Annotated in this window: 17 protein-coding genes; 9 read left to right on the top strand and 8 right to left on the bottom strand. The window is 73.9% G+C overall.

The annotated features are described in order from the left end of the window. Positions 1-5: 5 nt before the first annotated feature. From O1G21_RS30260 to O1G21_RS30250, 3 genes are all read right to left on the bottom strand, one after another. Positions 6-746 (bottom strand): zf-HC2 domain-containing protein, encoded by a 741-nt coding sequence (locus O1G21_RS30260; RefSeq protein WP_270148136.1) that lies wholly within the window; start codon positions 744-746, stop codon positions 6-8. After that, positions 743-1,315, bottom strand: a complete 573-nt coding sequence (locus tag O1G21_RS30255) for a sigma-70 family RNA polymerase sigma factor (protein ID WP_405000737.1) — start codon at positions 1,313-1,315, stop codon at positions 743-745. Before O1G21_RS30255 ends, O1G21_RS30260 begins: the two co-directional genes overlap by 4 nt. A gap of 100 nt (positions 1,316-1,415) precedes the next feature. Continuing rightward, entirely contained in the window at positions 1,416-1,979 is a 564-nt protein-coding gene (locus tag O1G21_RS30250; RefSeq protein WP_270148133.1) for a hypothetical protein, read from the bottom strand. A 161-nt stretch (positions 1,980-2,140) separates the two neighbouring features. Here O1G21_RS30250 and O1G21_RS30245 point away from each other — a divergent pair, with 161 nt between their 5' ends. From O1G21_RS30245 to O1G21_RS30220, 6 genes are all read left to right on the top strand, one after another. Beyond that, entirely contained in the window at positions 2,141-2,530 is a 390-nt protein-coding gene (locus O1G21_RS30245) for a thioredoxin family protein (protein ID WP_270148132.1), read from the top strand. Positions 2,531-2,689: 159 nt separating this feature from the next. After that, positions 2,690-3,424 carry an alpha/beta fold hydrolase gene (locus tag O1G21_RS30240; RefSeq protein WP_270148131.1) on the top strand — a complete coding sequence of 245 codons (735 nt, stop codon included), beginning with the start codon at positions 2,690-2,692 and terminating at the stop codon, positions 3,422-3,424. Positions 3,425-3,552: 128 nt separating this feature from the next. Continuing rightward, entirely contained in the window at positions 3,553-4,998 is a 1,446-nt protein-coding gene (locus O1G21_RS30235) for a dihydrolipoyl dehydrogenase family protein (protein ID WP_270148129.1), read from the top strand. A 135-nt stretch (positions 4,999-5,133) separates the two neighbouring features. Then, positions 5,134-6,228, top strand: a complete 1,095-nt coding sequence (locus O1G21_RS30230; protein WP_270148128.1) for a WD40/YVTN/BNR-like repeat-containing protein — start codon at positions 5,134-5,136, stop codon at positions 6,226-6,228. Positions 6,229-6,355: 127 nt separating this feature from the next. Beyond that, positions 6,356-7,111: a GNAT family N-acetyltransferase gene (locus tag O1G21_RS30225; protein ID WP_270148126.1), complete on the top strand. Its 756-nt coding sequence runs from the start codon at positions 6,356-6,358 to the stop codon at positions 7,109-7,111. 182 nt (positions 7,112-7,293) lie between these two features. Then, positions 7,294-8,322, top strand: coding sequence for a LacI family DNA-binding transcriptional regulator (locus O1G21_RS30220; protein WP_270148125.1), 1,029 nt, complete (start codon positions 7,294-7,296; stop codon positions 8,320-8,322). Positions 8,323-8,330: 8 nt separating this feature from the next. Here the strand turns inward: O1G21_RS30220 and O1G21_RS30215 are convergent, their stop codons facing one another. The 3 genes from O1G21_RS30215 to O1G21_RS30205 all read right to left on the bottom strand — a co-directional run bounded on the left by O1G21_RS30215 (position 8,331) and on the right by O1G21_RS30205 (position 10,729). Beyond that, positions 8,331-9,368, bottom strand: coding sequence for an endonuclease/exonuclease/phosphatase family protein (locus O1G21_RS30215; protein ID WP_270148124.1), 1,038 nt, complete (start codon positions 9,366-9,368; stop codon positions 8,331-8,333). A gap of 230 nt (positions 9,369-9,598) precedes the next feature. After that, the gene (locus tag O1G21_RS30210) at positions 9,599-10,117 is read right to left on the bottom strand and encodes a GNAT family N-acetyltransferase (RefSeq protein WP_270148123.1); all 519 of its coding nucleotides are present in this window, start codon (positions 10,115-10,117) and stop codon (positions 9,599-9,601) included. A 150-nt stretch (positions 10,118-10,267) separates the two neighbouring features. Beyond that, entirely contained in the window at positions 10,268-10,729 is a 462-nt protein-coding gene (locus O1G21_RS30205; protein ID WP_270148122.1) for a molybdopterin-dependent oxidoreductase, read from the bottom strand. 325 nt (positions 10,730-11,054) lie between these two features. Here O1G21_RS30205 and O1G21_RS30200 point away from each other — a divergent pair, with 325 nt between their 5' ends. Further along, positions 11,055-11,426: a YciI family protein gene (locus tag O1G21_RS30200; RefSeq protein WP_270148121.1), complete on the top strand. Its 372-nt coding sequence runs from the start codon at positions 11,055-11,057 to the stop codon at positions 11,424-11,426. Between the two features lie 47 nt (positions 11,427-11,473). Then, positions 11,474-12,718 carry an RNA polymerase sigma factor gene (locus tag O1G21_RS30195; protein WP_270148120.1) on the top strand — a complete coding sequence of 415 codons (1,245 nt, stop codon included), beginning with the start codon at positions 11,474-11,476 and terminating at the stop codon, positions 12,716-12,718. On the opposite strand, the gene O1G21_RS30190 is transcribed toward O1G21_RS30195, so the two are convergent. After that, entirely contained in the window at positions 12,719-13,186 is a 468-nt protein-coding gene (locus tag O1G21_RS30190) for a MarR family winged helix-turn-helix transcriptional regulator (protein WP_270151333.1), read from the bottom strand. A gap of 111 nt (positions 13,187-13,297) precedes the next feature. Here O1G21_RS30190 and O1G21_RS30185 point away from each other — a divergent pair, with 111 nt between their 5' ends. Then, on the top strand, positions 13,298-14,080 hold the full coding sequence (locus tag O1G21_RS30185; protein WP_270148119.1) for a dioxygenase family protein: 783 nt from the start codon (positions 13,298-13,300) through the stop codon (positions 14,078-14,080). 37 nt (positions 14,081-14,117) lie between these two features. On the opposite strand, the gene O1G21_RS30180 is transcribed toward O1G21_RS30185, so the two are convergent. Further along, a complete protein-coding gene (locus tag O1G21_RS30180; protein WP_270148118.1) occupies positions 14,118-14,774 on the bottom strand; it encodes an NAD(P)-dependent oxidoreductase in 657 nt (218 codons plus the stop codon). Positions 14,775-14,786 lie beyond the last annotated feature (12 nt).

Below are 14,786 nucleotides of genomic sequence, written 5' to 3'. Positions count from 1 at the left end.
CCGGGTCAGGCATTGTGCGCCGGGACGGAGACCAGCAGGGCGTCGGTGCTCTGGACCCGCACCTCGAAGTGGTCGATGTCGCGCGGCTGGAGGGCCGCGCCGCCGGTGGTGCGCAGCGTCTCCCGGTTGTCGGGCTCGTCGTAGCCGCTGGCCGGGACGCTCCAGGTGGTGACCGTCTGGTGCTCGCCGCCGTTCGAGACGGCGACCAGTCGGCAGGTCAACGGGCCATTCACGCCCGAGAGTTGGAGGCTGATCTGGCTGCCCCAGGCCTTGCCGTCGATGCCGACGGTGGCCTTGGCGCCGGTGGTCGGATCGGTGGCGCTGAACTGTTCGGCGACGGCGACCACGGCAGGCGTGGTCTCGGCGGTGAGCACCGCGGCCGTGACGGCCGGGCCCGCCGCGACCATCGCGGTGGCGGCCAGGGCGAGGGCCAGCCGACGAATCCGGCCCCGCCGCCGGCCGGCCCTGACCTCGGCGACCAGCCGGTCCAGGAGCCGGCCGCCCGGCATCGGCAGGGGCCCGGCGGGGTCCAACCCGGCGGCCGCGGTCGAGGCCGTGTACTCGGCCAACACCCGCTCCACGGACTCGAGTTGCCGCACCTCCTCGGTGCACTGCGGGCAGCCCGCCAGGTGCCCTTCGAAGGCGGCGTTCTCGGCGGGCTCCAGCACGCCGAGGATGTACGCTCCGACGTCCAGGTGCACGGCTCCGGCGGGCAGGCCGGGGTCGGGGGCGGGCCACGTGGTCACGATGTCACTCCCCTTTCCTCCAGCGCGAGCCTGAGCGAGCGCAGTGCGTAGAACACCCGCGACCGGACGGTCCCGGCCGGGATGCCGAGTTCGGTGGCGGCCTCCTTGGCGGTGCGGCCCTTGAGGTAGGTCTCGACGATGACCTCCCGGTGGGCGGGCGAGAGGTCGGCGAGGGCGTCCGTGACGGTCATCATCCGCAGCGCCCGTTCGATGTCGTCCTCGGCGGGCAGTTGCTTCAGGGCCTCGGCGTCCACCTCGTGCGGGCGGGCGCGGGCGCTGCGGTGGTCGTCGATCACGATCCGGCGGGCGACGGTGACCAGCCAGGGCCGCAGCGAGTCGGCCTCCGGGTCGAGCCGGTGGATGTTGCGCCAGGCCCGGACCAGCGTCTCCTGGACGACGTCCTCGGCGCGCTGCCGGTCGCCCGCGACCAGGTGGAGGACGAAGGCGAAGAGTGGACCGGCGTGCTCGCGGTACAGGGCCCGCATCAGTTCCTCGTCGGCGGCCCCCGTGCCGTGCGCGGCGGAGCCGCCGGCGGGGTGCTCATCGGTCACCACTTCATCCTTGCGCACCCGGGCCTCACCGGCGAGGGCGGTGGTCGGCCGCGGTCAGCGGCCGCCGGTCGGCGGCGGTGGCCTGCAACGGTCGGTGCGCATCGCTCCGCTCCCTCGGTCAGTAGCCCGGTGTGCTGGGCATCGGTGTGGGGTTGGCGGGCCCCGGTGAGCCGGGCGCCGAGCCGCCGCTCGGCATCGCCCTGCCGCCGGTCGGGGTCACCGCGAACCAGGTGCCGGCCACGCCCTCGCCCTTGGTGTCACCGGGCTTGGTGTCCATCGAGAAGCGGTAGACCGGCGAACCGTTGATGGCGACCTGCTTGGTGCCGTCGGAGCGGGCGACGGTGCCGACCAGCGTGCTGTCGACGCCCTTGGCGGTGACGTTGCCGTTGGCTTGCTCAGGCGGCCAGATCGTGGCGCAGTTACCGTTGCAGTAGGACTCCGGCGGGTTGGTCCCGTCCTGGTCGAAGCGGTAGAGCGTGAAGCCCGCACTGTCGGTGACGATCGTGCCGAGCTCGGGGTCGTGCACGGTCCGCAGAGTGGCACCGGCCGGCCCGCCGGGAGTGCCCGACGTGCTCGGCGCGCTGCCCGACTTGCCCGAGCCGGACGACCCGCAACCGGCGACCAGGGCGGCCGCGGCGACGGCGAGCAGGGCGGCCCGGCGGGTGCGACGTGTGCTGCGCATGGGGCGCCTCCCGCCTCGTTGAGCGGAACTCGACACCATTACGTACGGACGGTCGCCGCCGCGTGCTCAATCGGCCACGGCCCGGAATACCCCCGTGGGCATCACCGTTGTCCCCGGCGGACGGTCTGTGCCGCCACCTTCGGAAGGGAAGGATCCGCGAGATGAGCAACACGGTCGAGCTGACCAAGGAGAACTTCGACGACATCGTCCCGGGCCCGGAGGGCAAGGACTTCGTCTTCATCGACTTCTGGGCCGGATGGTGCGGGCCGTGCCGCCAGTTCGCCCCGGTGTACGAGAAGGCCGCGGGCCGCCACCCGGACCTGGTCTTCGCCAAGGTCGACACCGAGGCCCAGCAGGAACTGGCCGCCGCGTTCGGCATCCAGTCGATCCCGACGCTGGCGATCATCCGGGAGGGTGTGCTCGTCTTCTCCCAGGCCGGCGCGCTGCCGGAGCCGGTCTTCGAGGACCTGATCGGCCAGGCCCGCAACCTGGACATGGCCGAGGTCAAGCGCAAGGTGGCGCAGGAGCAGGCGGCCGAGGGCCAGGCCTGAGCCGTCCCGCGCCGTTCTGAGCCACGCCCGGGCCGTTCTGAGCCGTGCCTGGCCGCACCTGAGCCGTGCCCGGGCCCGGAGAGCCGCTGCTCCCCGGGCCCGGATACGATCTTGGAGTCGCCGGTGACGGGGGTGCCGTCGCGGAAGGAGCGATCCACCATGAGCACGTTCGTACTGGTTCCGGGATTCTGGCTCGGCGCCTGGGCCTGGGACGAGGTGGCCGCGCCGCTGCGCGCGGCCGGGCACGACGTCCACCCGGTGAGCCTGCCGGGGCTCGCCGAACGGGCGGGCGAGCAGGGCGACTTCGGGCTGGAGGAGCACATCGCCGACCTGGCCGAGCTGCTGGTGCGCGAGGACCTGTGGGACGTGGTGCTGGTCGCGCACAGCGGTGCCTGCGCGCCGGTGGGCGGGGTCGCGGACCGGATGCCGGAGCGGATCCGGCGGGTGGTCTACCTGGACAGCGGCCCGATGGTCGACGGCGCCTCGGTGTACGACCTCTGGCAGCCCGACTTCCGGGCGGAGGCCGACGCCACGGTGGTCGACGGCCGCTTCCCGATGCCCTCCTGGGAGTACATGGCCGACCACGGGTCCAGCCTCGAGGGCCTGGACGAGGCCACGCTGGCGCAGGTCCGCACCCGGCTGACCCCGCACCCGGTCGGGGCCTACCGGGACGCGCTGCGGCTGACCGGCGCCGGGGCCGCGCTGCCGCAGGCGCTGATCTCCTGCTCCTTCCCGCTGGAACAGGTGCGGGCGCTGATCGCGGCCGGGCACCCGTGGTTCGTCGGGATGGACCGGCCCAACTGGGAACTGCGTGAACTGCCCACCGGGCACTGGCCGATGTTCTCCCGCCCCGCCGACACGGCGGCCCTGCTGGCGGAGCTCGCGGCAATCTGAGCCCGTCCGCGTGTTCGCCCGCGCGCGGGCCCGTCCGCGTGCAGGATGGGGCCCACGCCGGCGGGCGTCGAGGGCGGCCCGCACCAGGCGGGACGACGCGAGGCCCGCGAGACCACGGAGGACCCGACATGACCAGCAGCACCGCCGAGGAGTACGACGTCATCGTCCTGGGCGCCGGACCGACCGGTGAGAACGTGGCCGACCGGACCGTCGCCGCGGGCCTGCGCACGGTGATCGTGGAGGCCGAACTGGTCGGCGGCGAGTGCTCGTACTGGGCCTGCATGCCGAGCAAGGCGCTGCTGCGCCCGGCGGCCGCGCTGGACGACGCCCGCGCGGTGGGCGGCGCCCGGGAGGCGGTCGGCGGCGGACGGCTGGACGCGGCGGCGGTGCTGGCCCGGCGGGACTCCTTCACCTCGCACTGGAAGGACGACGGCCAGGTGCAGTGGCTGCGGGACACCGGCATCGAGCTGGTCCGCGGCCACGGCCGGCTGGCGGGCGTGCGGACCGTCACGGTGGAGGCGGAGGACGGCACCGAGCGGGTGCTCACCGCCCGGCACGCCGTCGCGGTGTGCACCGGCAGCCGCCCGGTGCTGCCGACCGACGTGACCGGGCTGGCGGACGCCCACCCGTGGACCAACCGGGAGGCGACCGGCTCGCCGACCGTCCCCGGGCGCCTCGCGGTGGTCGGCGGCGGGGTGGTCGGGGTGGAGATGGCCCGCGCCTGGCGGGCGCTCGGCTCCGAGGTCGTGCTGCTGGTGCGCGGCGACGCGCTGCTGCCGCGGATGGAGCCGTTCGCGGGCGAGCTGGTCGCGGAGGGCCTGCGCGAGGCGGGGGTGGACCTCCGCTTCGGCACGCAGGTGACGGCACTGGAGCGGCCCGGGGCCACCGGGCCGGTGGTGCTCTCGCTGAGCGGTGGCGGGGCGCTGACCGCCGACGAGGTGCTGTACGCGACCGGACGGGCCCCGCGCACCGCCGACATCGGACTGGAGCAGGTCGGGCTGCGGCCGGGCGCCTGGCTGGACGTGGACGACAGCTGCACGGTGCTGGGCGTGGACGGCGAGTGGCTCTACGCCGCCGGGGACGTCAACCACCGGGCGCTGCTCACCCACCAGGGCAAGTACCAGGCCCGGATCACCGGCGCGGTGATCGCCGCCCGCGCCCAGGGGCGCGCACTGGACACCTCGCGCTGGGGCGCGCACTCCGCGTCCGCCGACGTCGCCGGTGCGCCGCAGGTGGTGTTCACGCAACCGGAGGTCGCGGCCGTCGGTCTGACCCTGGCGGCGGCCGAGCGGCTCGGGCTGCGGGTCAAGGCCGTCGACCACGGGATCGGCGACGTCGCCGGGGCCTCGCTCTACGCGGACGGCTACCGCGGCCGGGCCCGGGTGGTCTTCGACCTGGACCGGGAGGTGATCGTCGGCGCCTGCCTGGTCGGCCCGGCCGTCGCCGAGCTGCTGCACTCGGCGACCGTGGCGGTGGTCGGCGAGGTGCCGATCGACCGGCTCTGGCACGCCGTCCCCGCCTACCCGACGATCAGCGAGGTGTGGCTGCGGCTGCTGGAGGGCTGCCGGGGGTAGGCCCGGCCGGAGCGGGGTGCGCGGCGCGGCGAGATGTGGCCACCGGTGGACGGCGGGACACTGGCGGTGGGGCGTGCCGACGCGCCCCGGGGGGCCGTCCCGGGGGGCCGTGCTCATGATCAGGTGGTGTGAGACATGACCGAGGTGCTGTTGGCCGTCGGAACCGAGAAGGGCCTCTTTCTCGGCCGCAGCCGCGACCGGCTGGACTGGAAGTTCAGCGGGCCGCACTTCCGGATGAACGCGATCTACTCCGTCTCGATCGATCGCCGCGAGGGCCGGACCAGGCTGCTGGTCGGCGCCGACAGCAGCCACTGGGGCCCCTCGGTGTGGCGCTCGGACGACCTCGGCGACACCTGGCACGAGCCGGCGCGGCCGGCGATCCGCTTCCCCGAGTCCACCGGCGCCTCGCTCACCCGGGTCTGGCAGCTCCAGCCCGCCGGACCGGAGGCCCCCGGCGTGGTGTACGCGGGCACCGAACCCGCCGCGCTGTTCCGCTCCACCGACGGCGGCGAGACCTTCGCCCTGGTCGAGTCGCTCTGGAACCACCCCCAGCGGCCCGAGTGGGGCGCCGGTTACGGCGGCCAGGGCCTGCACACCATCCTCACCGACCCGCGCGACCCCCAGCGGCTGCTGGTCGCCGTCTCCAGCGGCGGCGTCTACCGCAGCAAGGACGGCGGCGACAGCTGGGCCCCCTCCAACACCGGCCTGCGCGCCGAGTTCTTCCCCGCGGAGAGCCAGTACCCCGAGTTCGGCCAGTGCGTCCACAAGATCGCGCCGGACCCGGTCCACCCCGACCGGCTCTACCTGCAGAACCACGGCGGCGTCTACCGCAGCGACGACTGGGGCGCGAGCTGGCGCTCCATCGCGGACGGGCTGCCCGCCGAGTTCGGCTTCGCCATCGCCGCCCACCCGCGCCGGGGCGACACCGCCTACCTCTTCCCGCTCGGCGGCTCGGACGACCGGATCCCGCCCGGCCACCGCTGCCGGGTCTTCCGCACCACGGACGCCGGCACCAGCTGGGAGCAGCTGGCCGACGGCCTGCCGGGCGAGGACCACTACGGGATCGTGCTGCGCGACGCCCTGCGCACCGACGACGCCGATCCGGCCGGGATCTACTTCGGCAACCGGACCGGTGACGTGTACGGCAGCCGCGACGAGGGCGAGCACTGGTCGCTGCTGATCTCCCACCTGCCGGACGTGCTCTGCCTCCGGGCGGCGCTGGTGAGCTGAGCGGGACCAAGCCCTACGGGCCTGGCGGCGCCACCTCGAACGCGCTGGTCGAAAACCCGTTGCACCGGGCTCCTGGATCCGGTGAGCATGGGCCGCCGACGAACGAGCTCGTGAACGGGGTGGGGCCATGGCCGACACGGACCGGGTGATCAGGCGCAACGGCGACGGCGCACCGGTGCTGCGGTACCGGTTGGGAGAGCGGGAGGGGCGGCCCTGGGCCGACTTGCTGGAGGTGCTGGACGACTCGGCGGACGCGGCGGAGTTCATCCGCGCCGAGCTGCCCGGCTGGGTGGTCTCCGGGCCGCCCGAGCTCGGGCAGCGGCTGCTGGCGCAGGGCGCGACCGCCCTGCGGCACGCCCACACCTTCCGGCGCGACCTGCGCGCCGATCCCCCGCCCGCCGACTGGGCCGGGACGCCGCTGCGCGAGGGCCTGCGGGCGGTGCCCTGCGACCGCTCGCCCGAGGAGCTGCTGGAGTCCTGGCGGGCCGCCTTCGACCCGACCCACGTGGACCACTACCCCGGCGACGACGCCCGGGCCGTCGCCGACCGGATCGGCCCGCTGCTGGCCGGGCAGGCCATCGGCCCGGTGCTGCCCTCCAGCCTGCTCGCCGTGGACGCCGAGGACCGGGTGGTCGGCGCGGTCGTGCTGACCGACCGCGACGGCCTGCCCTGGGTCGCCGAGGTCTTCCGCCACCCCCGGCGCGGCTACCGCGGCCTCGGCGCCGACCTGCTGCGCCGGGCGGTCGCGGACGCCGCCGACCGGGGGCTGGCCGACGTGCACCTGACGGTGACCGAGGGCAATCCGGCCCGCCGGGTCTACGAGGCGCTCGGCTTCCTGCGGCAGGAGACCTCGCTGACGGTGATCGTGCCGGACGCCGGCTGACCAGGGCCCGGCGGTTCTTGCCGACAGGCCCTGACCGCTCCGTCTTTCGCGGCACCCGCTGGCGCCCGTCCCGTCAGCGTCGACACGGGTGCCGCCCGCCCGGCTACCGGAGCCGGCCGATCGGGGGCTCCCCCGGGCGCGGAAAACACGCTGGTCGGAGGCGCTGTGTAGGCTCACTGGTCATGGCGAGGGTGACACGGGACGATGTGGCGCGGGTGGCGGGGACGTCCACGGCGGTCGTGAGTTATGTGATCAACGACGGGCCGCGACCGGTGGCGGCGGCCACCCGGGCCCGGGTGCTCGCCGCGGTGGAGGAGCTCGGCTACCGGCCCAACCGGGTCGCCCAGGCGATGGCGCGGCGGCGGACCGACCTGCTCGGGATGGTCGTGCCGGACGCCCGCCAGCCCTTCTTCGCCGGCCTGGCGCACGCCGTGGAGCAGGCCGCCACCGAGCACGGCCGGCTGCTGCTGATCGGCAACTCCGACTACGCCGACGAGCGCGAGGCGCACTACATCCGGGCCTTCCTCGGGATGCAGGTGGACGGCCTGATCCTGGTCACCCAGGACCCGGCCACTCCCGGGCTGACCGGCTTCGACTCGGCCGACGGCACCCCGGTCGTGCTGCTGCACCACCGGGCGGAGAGCGCCGAGGGCGTGGCCGTGGTGGCGGACGACGAGGGCGGCGCGCGCGAGGTGGTCCGTCACCTGCTCGGCCACGGCCACGCCGAGGTGCACTGCTTCGGCGGCACCCTGGCGCTCAGCCCGCTCGACCCGGTCACCGGACGGACGGCCGGCTGGGCCGGGGCGCTGGCCGAGGCCGGGCTGTCCACCGAGGGGCGGCTCACCCAGGCGCCCTTCGACCGGGTCCGGGCGCACGCCGAGGCGCTCGCCCTGCTCAGCCGGCCCGACCGGCCGTCCGCGGTGTTCTGCGCGACGGACGACCAGGCGATCGGCCTGCTGCGGGCCGCCGACGACCTGGGCATCCGGGTGCCGGAGGACCTCGCGGTGGCCGGCTTCGACGACATCGCCGAGGCGGTGATCGCCGGACCGGCGCTGACCACCGTCACCACCGCGCAGGACGAGATGGCCCGGGCCGCGGTGGACCTGGTGCTCGGCGGGCCGGAGCGCCGCGCCGCCGGGACCCGGACCTTCCCGGCCCGGCTGGTGGTGCGGCGCTCCTGCGGCTGCCAGCCGTCGCGGCAACGACCTTAGGCCGTAGGTCAGTTCAGCTGGAAGGTGGCCTCGACCGGGTAGTGGTCGCTGGGCGCGTTGGTGTCCAGCTGGCCCGGCGCCCAGCCGGCCTGCGGGTCGAAGTCGACCTTCACGTTGGACATCGAGGTCGGCACCGGACGGCCCGGGGCGTTGAGGTAGCCGATGTAGTCGAGGTCGTCCCGGTAGTCGGTCGGGAAGGTCTCGACGCCCGCCATGTACTGGCACCAGGAGGAGACCGGACAGTCCATGGTGGTGCGGGCCTGGGTCGGGTCGGTGGCCGGGGTGCCGAGCACGCCGTTGACCGCGTTCTGGGCGTTGGTGTAGTCGCCGCGGCTCTGGCCGTGGAAGTACTCGACGTTGAGGTCGCCGCCGATCAGCACCGGCGCGCTGCTGCCGACGATGCCGTCGACCCAGGCGCGGATCTCGGCGAGCTGGCCGAGCCGGGTGGACTGGGTGGTGTCGGTGGAGGTGTCGGACTCGTCGGCCTGCAGGTGGGTGCCGACCACCCAGGCGGTGCTGCCGTTCTTGTTCACCTGGACCAGCGCCGCGCCCTTGTTGGCGTGGTAGTCCCAGGTGCCGTAGGTCGAGTTGCTGAAGACGTGGGCGTACTGGGCGGTGATCGGGTACTTGGAGAGGATCATCGTGCCGCCGTTGATGACGAACCACGAGTTGGAGCAGTTGCCGCTGACGCCCGTCCAGCCGCCGCCGGAGCAGACCCCGCCGACCACCGGGGTGCGGTACGGGTAGAGGTCGGCGAGCTTGCTGTTGATGTCGGCGGTCGAGCTGTTGTTGAACTGCTCGTCCAGGACGACCACGTCGGCGTTGTGCTGGCGGACGATCTGCTCGATCACCGGGGTGCGGCGGGCGGCCTGCTCGTTCTGGGTGCTGTCGACGATCGCGGTGCCGAGGTCGACGTTGAACGCGAAGACGGACAGCGTGGCGGGGCTCGCCGAGGTGGTGGCGGAGGCCGTCGGCGCGGTGCCGCCGAGCAGCAGTGCGGCGGCGGCCGCCGAGGTGAGGGCGGCGGCCGTGCGACGCGAGAGCATGGGCGTTCTCCTGGGTCCGTCAATCCGGTGGGGCCCGGTCGGGCCGGGGTGACCGGCCGCCGGGGATTGGCGGGGGAACGCTAGCTACTGCTCGGTACTTCGGGAAGAACGCCAGGCGATCAGTTTCGATCGCTCCCGTGGCGACGAGGTGTCTGTACAGGTCAGGGTGGCTGGCTGACAAGATGTCTGTACACCCTTGCACGTTGCGCCGAGGGCCCGGTGAACCTCCGTCAGCCGTCCGACAGTTCGTCCGCGAGCAGATCCATCAGCACGTTGTCGTGCCAACTGCCGTCCGGGCCGCGCTCGTACTGGCGCATGGTGCCGACCGGGCGGAAGCCGACCTTGGTGTAGCAGCGGATCGCGGCGAGGTTGTCCGCGGCCGGGTCGATCACCAGCCGGTGGTAATGGTGGTCGTGCACCAGGTGCCGGGCCATGGTGCGCACGGCGTCGGTGCCCAGGCCCAGGCCGTGCACCGACGGGTCCAGGTAGAGGTCCATCCCGGCGTGCCGGTAGTCGTCGTCGTTGTTGGCGTACCACTGGACGGCACCGACGACCCGGCCGCCCAGCTCGATCGCGAAGGTCTCGGTGTCGGGCGATTCCAGGTCCCCCGCGACCTCGTCGGCCAGGTCGTCGCCGCCGCGCCAGCGGGCGAAGACCTCGGGCGTGCTGCGGATCGCCACCAGTGCCGGGATGTCGTCGGCGGTGGCCGGGCGGAGGGTGACCAGGGTGCCGTGCAGAATCGTCCCCATACGGGGCATGTTGGCATGGAAAACCGCCCCGGGCGAGCGGTTCGCGTGCGCCCGGGCGCACTGCCCGCACACGGTGCCCGGGCGCTGTGCCCGGGCGCTTCGCCCGGGTGCTGCTTGCGCCCGGGCGCCGTGCCCGGGCGCCGCGGCGAACTATCCGGCAGGCTGCACCGGGCCGCCGAGCGGCCCCAGCCAGACGGCGGTGACGGCGCTGACGTAGCGCGCGCCGCAGTGGTCGTCGGGGACGACCAGCTGCGGGCCGGCGGCGTCCAGCGGGGCGCCGTCCATGCTGGTGGCGAGCAGGATCCGGCGGCCGCCGAAGTCCGGGTCGATCTCGGCCCAGGAGACCACGGCCCGGTGGCCGTCGGCGCCGACCACGTTGAGCAGGAAGCGCAGCCGCTGCTTGCGGCCGGAGAAGTCGATCCGGGGCCGGGCGGCGAGCAGGACGTCCAGCAGCGCCGGGCCCTCGTAGCCGTGGCGCTGCTCGCCCTCGGTCAGGCAGTCGAAGCTGACCTCGACCCGGTGCGCGGGGAGGGTGCGCAGTTGCTCGACGGTCAGCTCGGCCGGCTCGTCGAGGTGGCCGTGCAGCCGGACGGTGGGTCTCGCCGGGGTCATGGTGCTCCTCCTCCCGGGCCGCGCCGCCGCGACCCGGGAGGAGGGGTACCCGAGGTGGAGCACGGGCATTCGCATTCGCGATGGCGAATGTCGATGTTCATCGGCAGTTGCGATGAGTCAGCGAGACGTCGGCTCGCATTTGCGGCCGCAGGCACGGGGCGCGCCGGAACCGGCGGGGCCGTTCCTCAGACCTCGTCGAGCTGAAAGGCGGCACGTGGGGCACGGCGGAAGAATTCTTCCCGGCGGGTGTCGATCCGGCGCCGGTCCGATCGACGCAGGGGTGAGAGGCGGGGAGGAGCCCCGCCCGTACGACCGAGGAGTCACCATGCCGCGCTTCATGACGCTGATCCGCATCGACGAGAACGCCCGCGACGGGTGGGAGCCCGACCCGGGGTTCGAGCAGCGGATGGGGGCGCTGTTCGAGGAGATCACCAAGGCCGGGGTGATGCTGGAGACCGCCGGGCTGACCCCGACCGCCCAGGGCACCCGGGTGACCTGGAACGACGGGAAGGTCGGCTACACCGACGGGCCGTTCACCGAGACCAAGGAGGTCGTCGGCGGCTACGCCATCCTGCAGTGCAAGGACAAGGCGGAGGCGCTGGAGTGGACCCGGCGCTTCCTGCAGACCCACCCGGCGAACTGGCAGGTCGAGGCGGAGGTCCGGCAGATCGACGAGATGCCGCAGCCCCCGCGGTGACGAACCCCGGTTGCCTCCCGCTCCGCCGGCTGCTCTGATGGGTGGCCGTGACGGAGAGGGAGGCGGGCGCGGCCGTCGAGGCGGTGTTCCGGATCGAGTCCGCCCGGGTCATCGCCGCGGTCGCCCGGATCGTGCGGGACGTGGGAATCGCCGAGGAGCTGGCGCAGGACGCGCTGGTGGCCGCGCTGGAGCAGTGGCCGCGGGACGGCGTCCCGGACAACCCGGGCGCCTGGCTGACCGCCACCGCGAAGCGGCGGGCGATCGACCTGGTGCGCCGCCGGGAGGTCTACGCCCGCAAACTCGCCGAGGTGGGACGGTCGCTGGAGGACGCGCCCCCGCCCGAGTCAACGGAGCCGTCAGGGCCGGAGGACATCGACGACGATCTGCTGCGGCTGATCTTCACCGCCTGCCACCCGGTGCTGTCGGCGCGAGCCCGGATCGCGCTCACCCTGCGGCTGCTCGGCGGGCTGACCACCGCGGAGATCGCCCGCGCCTTCCTGGTGCCGGAGCCGACGGTGGCGCAGCGGATCGTCCGGGCGAAGCGGACCCTGGCCAGGGCGGGGGTTCGGTTCGAGGTGCCGTACGGCGCGGACCGGGCGCAGCGGCTGTCCTCGGTGCTGGAGGTCGTCTACCTGATCTTCAACGAGGGGTACTCGGCCACCGCCGGGGACGACCTGCTCCGCCCGCAGCTGTGCGAGGACGCGCTGCGGCTGGCCCGGGTGCTGGCCGCGCTGGTGCCCGGCGAGCCGGAGGTGCACGGGCTGGCCGCGCTGCTGGAGTTCCAGGCCTCCCGGACGGCCGCCCGCACCGGACCGGACGGGCGGCCGGTGCTGCTGGCCGAGCAGAACCGGGCGCGCTGGGACGGGCTGCTGATCCGGCGCGGCTTCGACGCGTTCCAACGGGCGGGCACCGGGCCGTACTCGGTGCAGGCCGCGATCGCCGCCTGCCACGCCAGGGCGCGGCGGTACGAGGACACCGACTGGTCGACGATCGCCGCGCTGTACGAGCGACTGCTCGCGCTGACGCCCTCGCCGGTGGTGGCGCTGAACCGGGCGGTGGCCGTCTCGATGGCCCAGGGACCGGCCGCCGCACTGGAGTTGGTGGACGCCCTGGCGGCGGAGCCGGCCCTGCGCGACTACCACCTGCTGCCGAGCGTGCGGGGTGATCTGCTGGCCCGGCTGGGGCGGGCGATGGAGGCTCGGGCGGAGTTCGAGCGGGCGGCGGAGCTGACCCGCAACGAGCGGGAGCGGGAGTTGCTGCGGGAGCGGGCCGCCGCGCTGCGGGAGGACTGATCAGGAGGTCTCGTCCTGGCGCAGCCGGGCGCTGACCGCGCCGAGGCCCTCGGCGAGCACGGCCAGTTGCTCGCGGGTGAGCACGTCGATCAGCAGCTCGCGCACCAGGGCGACGTGTCCGGGGGCGGCCTGGCGGATCATCTCCCGGCCCTGGTCGGTGAGTTCGGCGATGACGCCGCGCACGTCGCTGAGGCAGGAGCGGCGGGCGACCAGGCCCATCCGCTCCAGCTGGGTGACCTGGTAGGTCAGTCCGCTCTTGGAGGTGACCAGCTTGTCGGCGAGTTCGGTCATCCGCAGCGAGTCTCCGGGGGCGGCGGACAGGTGCACCAGGATCTCGTACTGCTGGTGGGAGAGGCCGGAGTCCTCCTTGAGCTGGCGTTCCAGCCGCCGGTTCAGCAGGTTGCTCGCGACGACGAAGCCCCGCCAGGCGGCCATCTCGTCCTGGTCGAGCCAGCGGGGTTCGTTCAATGAGGACATGGGCGAAGCCTACTCCTGTTGTTCAAATTCGAACGAAGGTGTACCGTCGGAGACAGAGGTTCAAATTTGAACTACCTTTCCGAGGAATCCGAGGAGGACGCCATGAGCGCCGCGGCCCCCGAGCGCATGCCCGCCCTGTACCTGTCGCACGGCGCGCCGCCGCTCGCCGACGACCCGATCTGGCCGGGCGAGCTGGCCGCCTGGTCCGCCGACCTGCCGCGCCCCAAGGCCGTCCTGATGGTCTCCGCCCACTGGGAGGAGGCCCCACTGGCCGTCGGCGCCGTCACCACCGTCCCGCTGGTCTACGACTTCTGGGGCTTCCCCGAGCACTACTACACGGTCCAGTACGCCGCCCCCGGCGCACCGGAGCTGGCCGAGCGCGTGCGCAAGCTGCTGCGCGCCCCCGGCACGCCCGTCCAGGACGTCCCCGACCGCGGGCTCGACCACGGCGCGTACGTGCCGCTGGTGGAGATGTTCCCGGCGGCCGACATCCCGGTGCTGCAGATCTCCCTGCCCACCCTGGACCCCCAGCGGCTGCTGGAGATCGGCCGCCGGCTCGCCCCACTGCGCGACGAGGGCGTGCTGATCATCGGCAGCGGCTTCTTCACCCACAACCTGCGGGCGCTCAGCAGCGACGGCCGGGTCAGCTCGGTGATGGCCGAATTCGACGACTGGGGCAGGCGCGCCCTGGACGCCCACGACCTGGACGCACTGCTCGACTTCGAGCACAAGGCCCCGGCCGGGCGGCTGGCGCACCCGCGCACCGAGCACTTCGCCCCGCTGTTCGTCACCCTCGGCGCCGGCGAGGCCGACCTCGGCAGCCAGCGCAGTGTGATCGACGGGTTCTGGATGGGGCTGGCCAAGCGGTCGATCCAGCTGGGCTGAACGGGTCACAGCGAAAAGGCTCGGGGCGGACAGCGGCTCACAGCGCGCAGCAGGTGAAGCGCTCGCCGATGTGCTCGGGCTGCTCGATCTCGTCCACCAGGGCGACCGCGTAGTCCGGCACCGAGATGAAGCTGCGCCCCGCGGTGTCGGTCAGCAGCTGCTCCAGGCCCGTCCGGTAGTGGCCGGTCCGCTCCCCCGGGCCGATCTCGGCGGCCGGGCTGAGCACCGTCCAGCGGATGTCGGTGACGGTCCGGTAGTAGGCCAGCGCCTCCCCGTGGGCGTGCATGATCTGCAGGATCGGCTCGGGCAGGCCCGGGATGTCCCAGACCCGCACCCCCGGCGCGGTCTCCAGGCTGCCCGCGCCGCCGACCGCGATCAGCCGGGGCGCGCCGTCGCCTCGCTGGTCGAGCGAGCGCAGGCCCTCGACCAGCGAGCGGGCGGCGGGCTCGATCAGCGCCAGGTGCCCCGGGCCGTCACCGCCGCCGACGGCGCTCACCAGGACGTCCCGGCCGGCCGCCACCCGGGCCACGTCGGCCGGATCCAGCACGTCGCCGCGTTCCACGGAGGCGGCCTCGCCCCGGTAGCGGTCCGGGTCGCGGACCACCGCGGTGACCTCGTGCCCGCGCGCCGCCGCCTCGGCGACGATGGCGCTGCCGATGGTGCCGTTGGCGCCGATCACGGCGATTCTGGCCATGGGTACCTGCCC

The organism is Kitasatospora cathayae (assembly GCF_027627435.1).
In the GTDB taxonomy this organism is placed as follows: Bacteria; Actinomycetota; Actinomycetes; order Streptomycetales; family Streptomycetaceae; genus Kitasatospora; species Kitasatospora cathayae.
The sequence above is the reverse complement of the archived record's forward strand: the minus strand, read 5'-3'. Positions and strand labels throughout refer to the sequence as shown.

Excerpts from the sequence above, each read along its gene's own strand:
- O1G21_RS30210 (WP_270148123.1), bottom strand. The coding sequence starts at position 10,117 with ATGGGGACGATTCTGCACGGCACCCTGGTCACCCTCCGCCCGGCCACC.
- O1G21_RS30230 (WP_270148128.1), top strand. The coding sequence starts at position 5,134 with ATGACCGAGGTGCTGTTGGCCGTCGGAACCGAGAAGGGCCTCTTTCTC.
- O1G21_RS30185 (WP_270148119.1), top strand. The coding sequence starts at position 13,298 with ATGAGCGCCGCGGCCCCCGAGCGCATGCCCGCCCTGTACCTGTCGCAC.
- O1G21_RS30235 (WP_270148129.1), top strand. The coding sequence starts at position 3,553 with ATGACCAGCAGCACCGCCGAGGAGTACGACGTCATCGTCCTGGGCGCC.
- O1G21_RS30205 (WP_270148122.1), bottom strand. The coding sequence starts at position 10,729 with ATGACCCCGGCGAGACCCACCGTCCGGCTGCACGGCCACCTCGACGAG.
- O1G21_RS30240 (WP_270148131.1), top strand. The coding sequence starts at position 2,690 with ATGAGCACGTTCGTACTGGTTCCGGGATTCTGGCTCGGCGCCTGGGCC.
- O1G21_RS30215 (WP_270148124.1), bottom strand. The coding sequence starts at position 9,368 with ATGCTCTCGCGTCGCACGGCCGCCGCCCTCACCTCGGCGGCCGCCGCC.
- O1G21_RS30250 (WP_270148133.1), bottom strand. The coding sequence starts at position 1,979 with ATGCGCAGCACACGTCGCACCCGCCGGGCCGCCCTGCTCGCCGTCGCC.
- O1G21_RS30220 (WP_270148125.1), top strand. The coding sequence starts at position 7,294 with ATGGCGAGGGTGACACGGGACGATGTGGCGCGGGTGGCGGGGACGTCC.
- O1G21_RS30225 (WP_270148126.1), top strand. The coding sequence starts at position 6,356 with ATGGCCGACACGGACCGGGTGATCAGGCGCAACGGCGACGGCGCACCG.
- O1G21_RS30245 (WP_270148132.1), top strand. The coding sequence starts at position 2,141 with ATGAGCAACACGGTCGAGCTGACCAAGGAGAACTTCGACGACATCGTC.
- O1G21_RS30180 (WP_270148118.1), bottom strand. The coding sequence starts at position 14,774 with ATGGCCAGAATCGCCGTGATCGGCGCCAACGGCACCATCGGCAGCGCC.
- O1G21_RS30200 (WP_270148121.1), top strand. The coding sequence starts at position 11,055 with ATGCCGCGCTTCATGACGCTGATCCGCATCGACGAGAACGCCCGCGAC.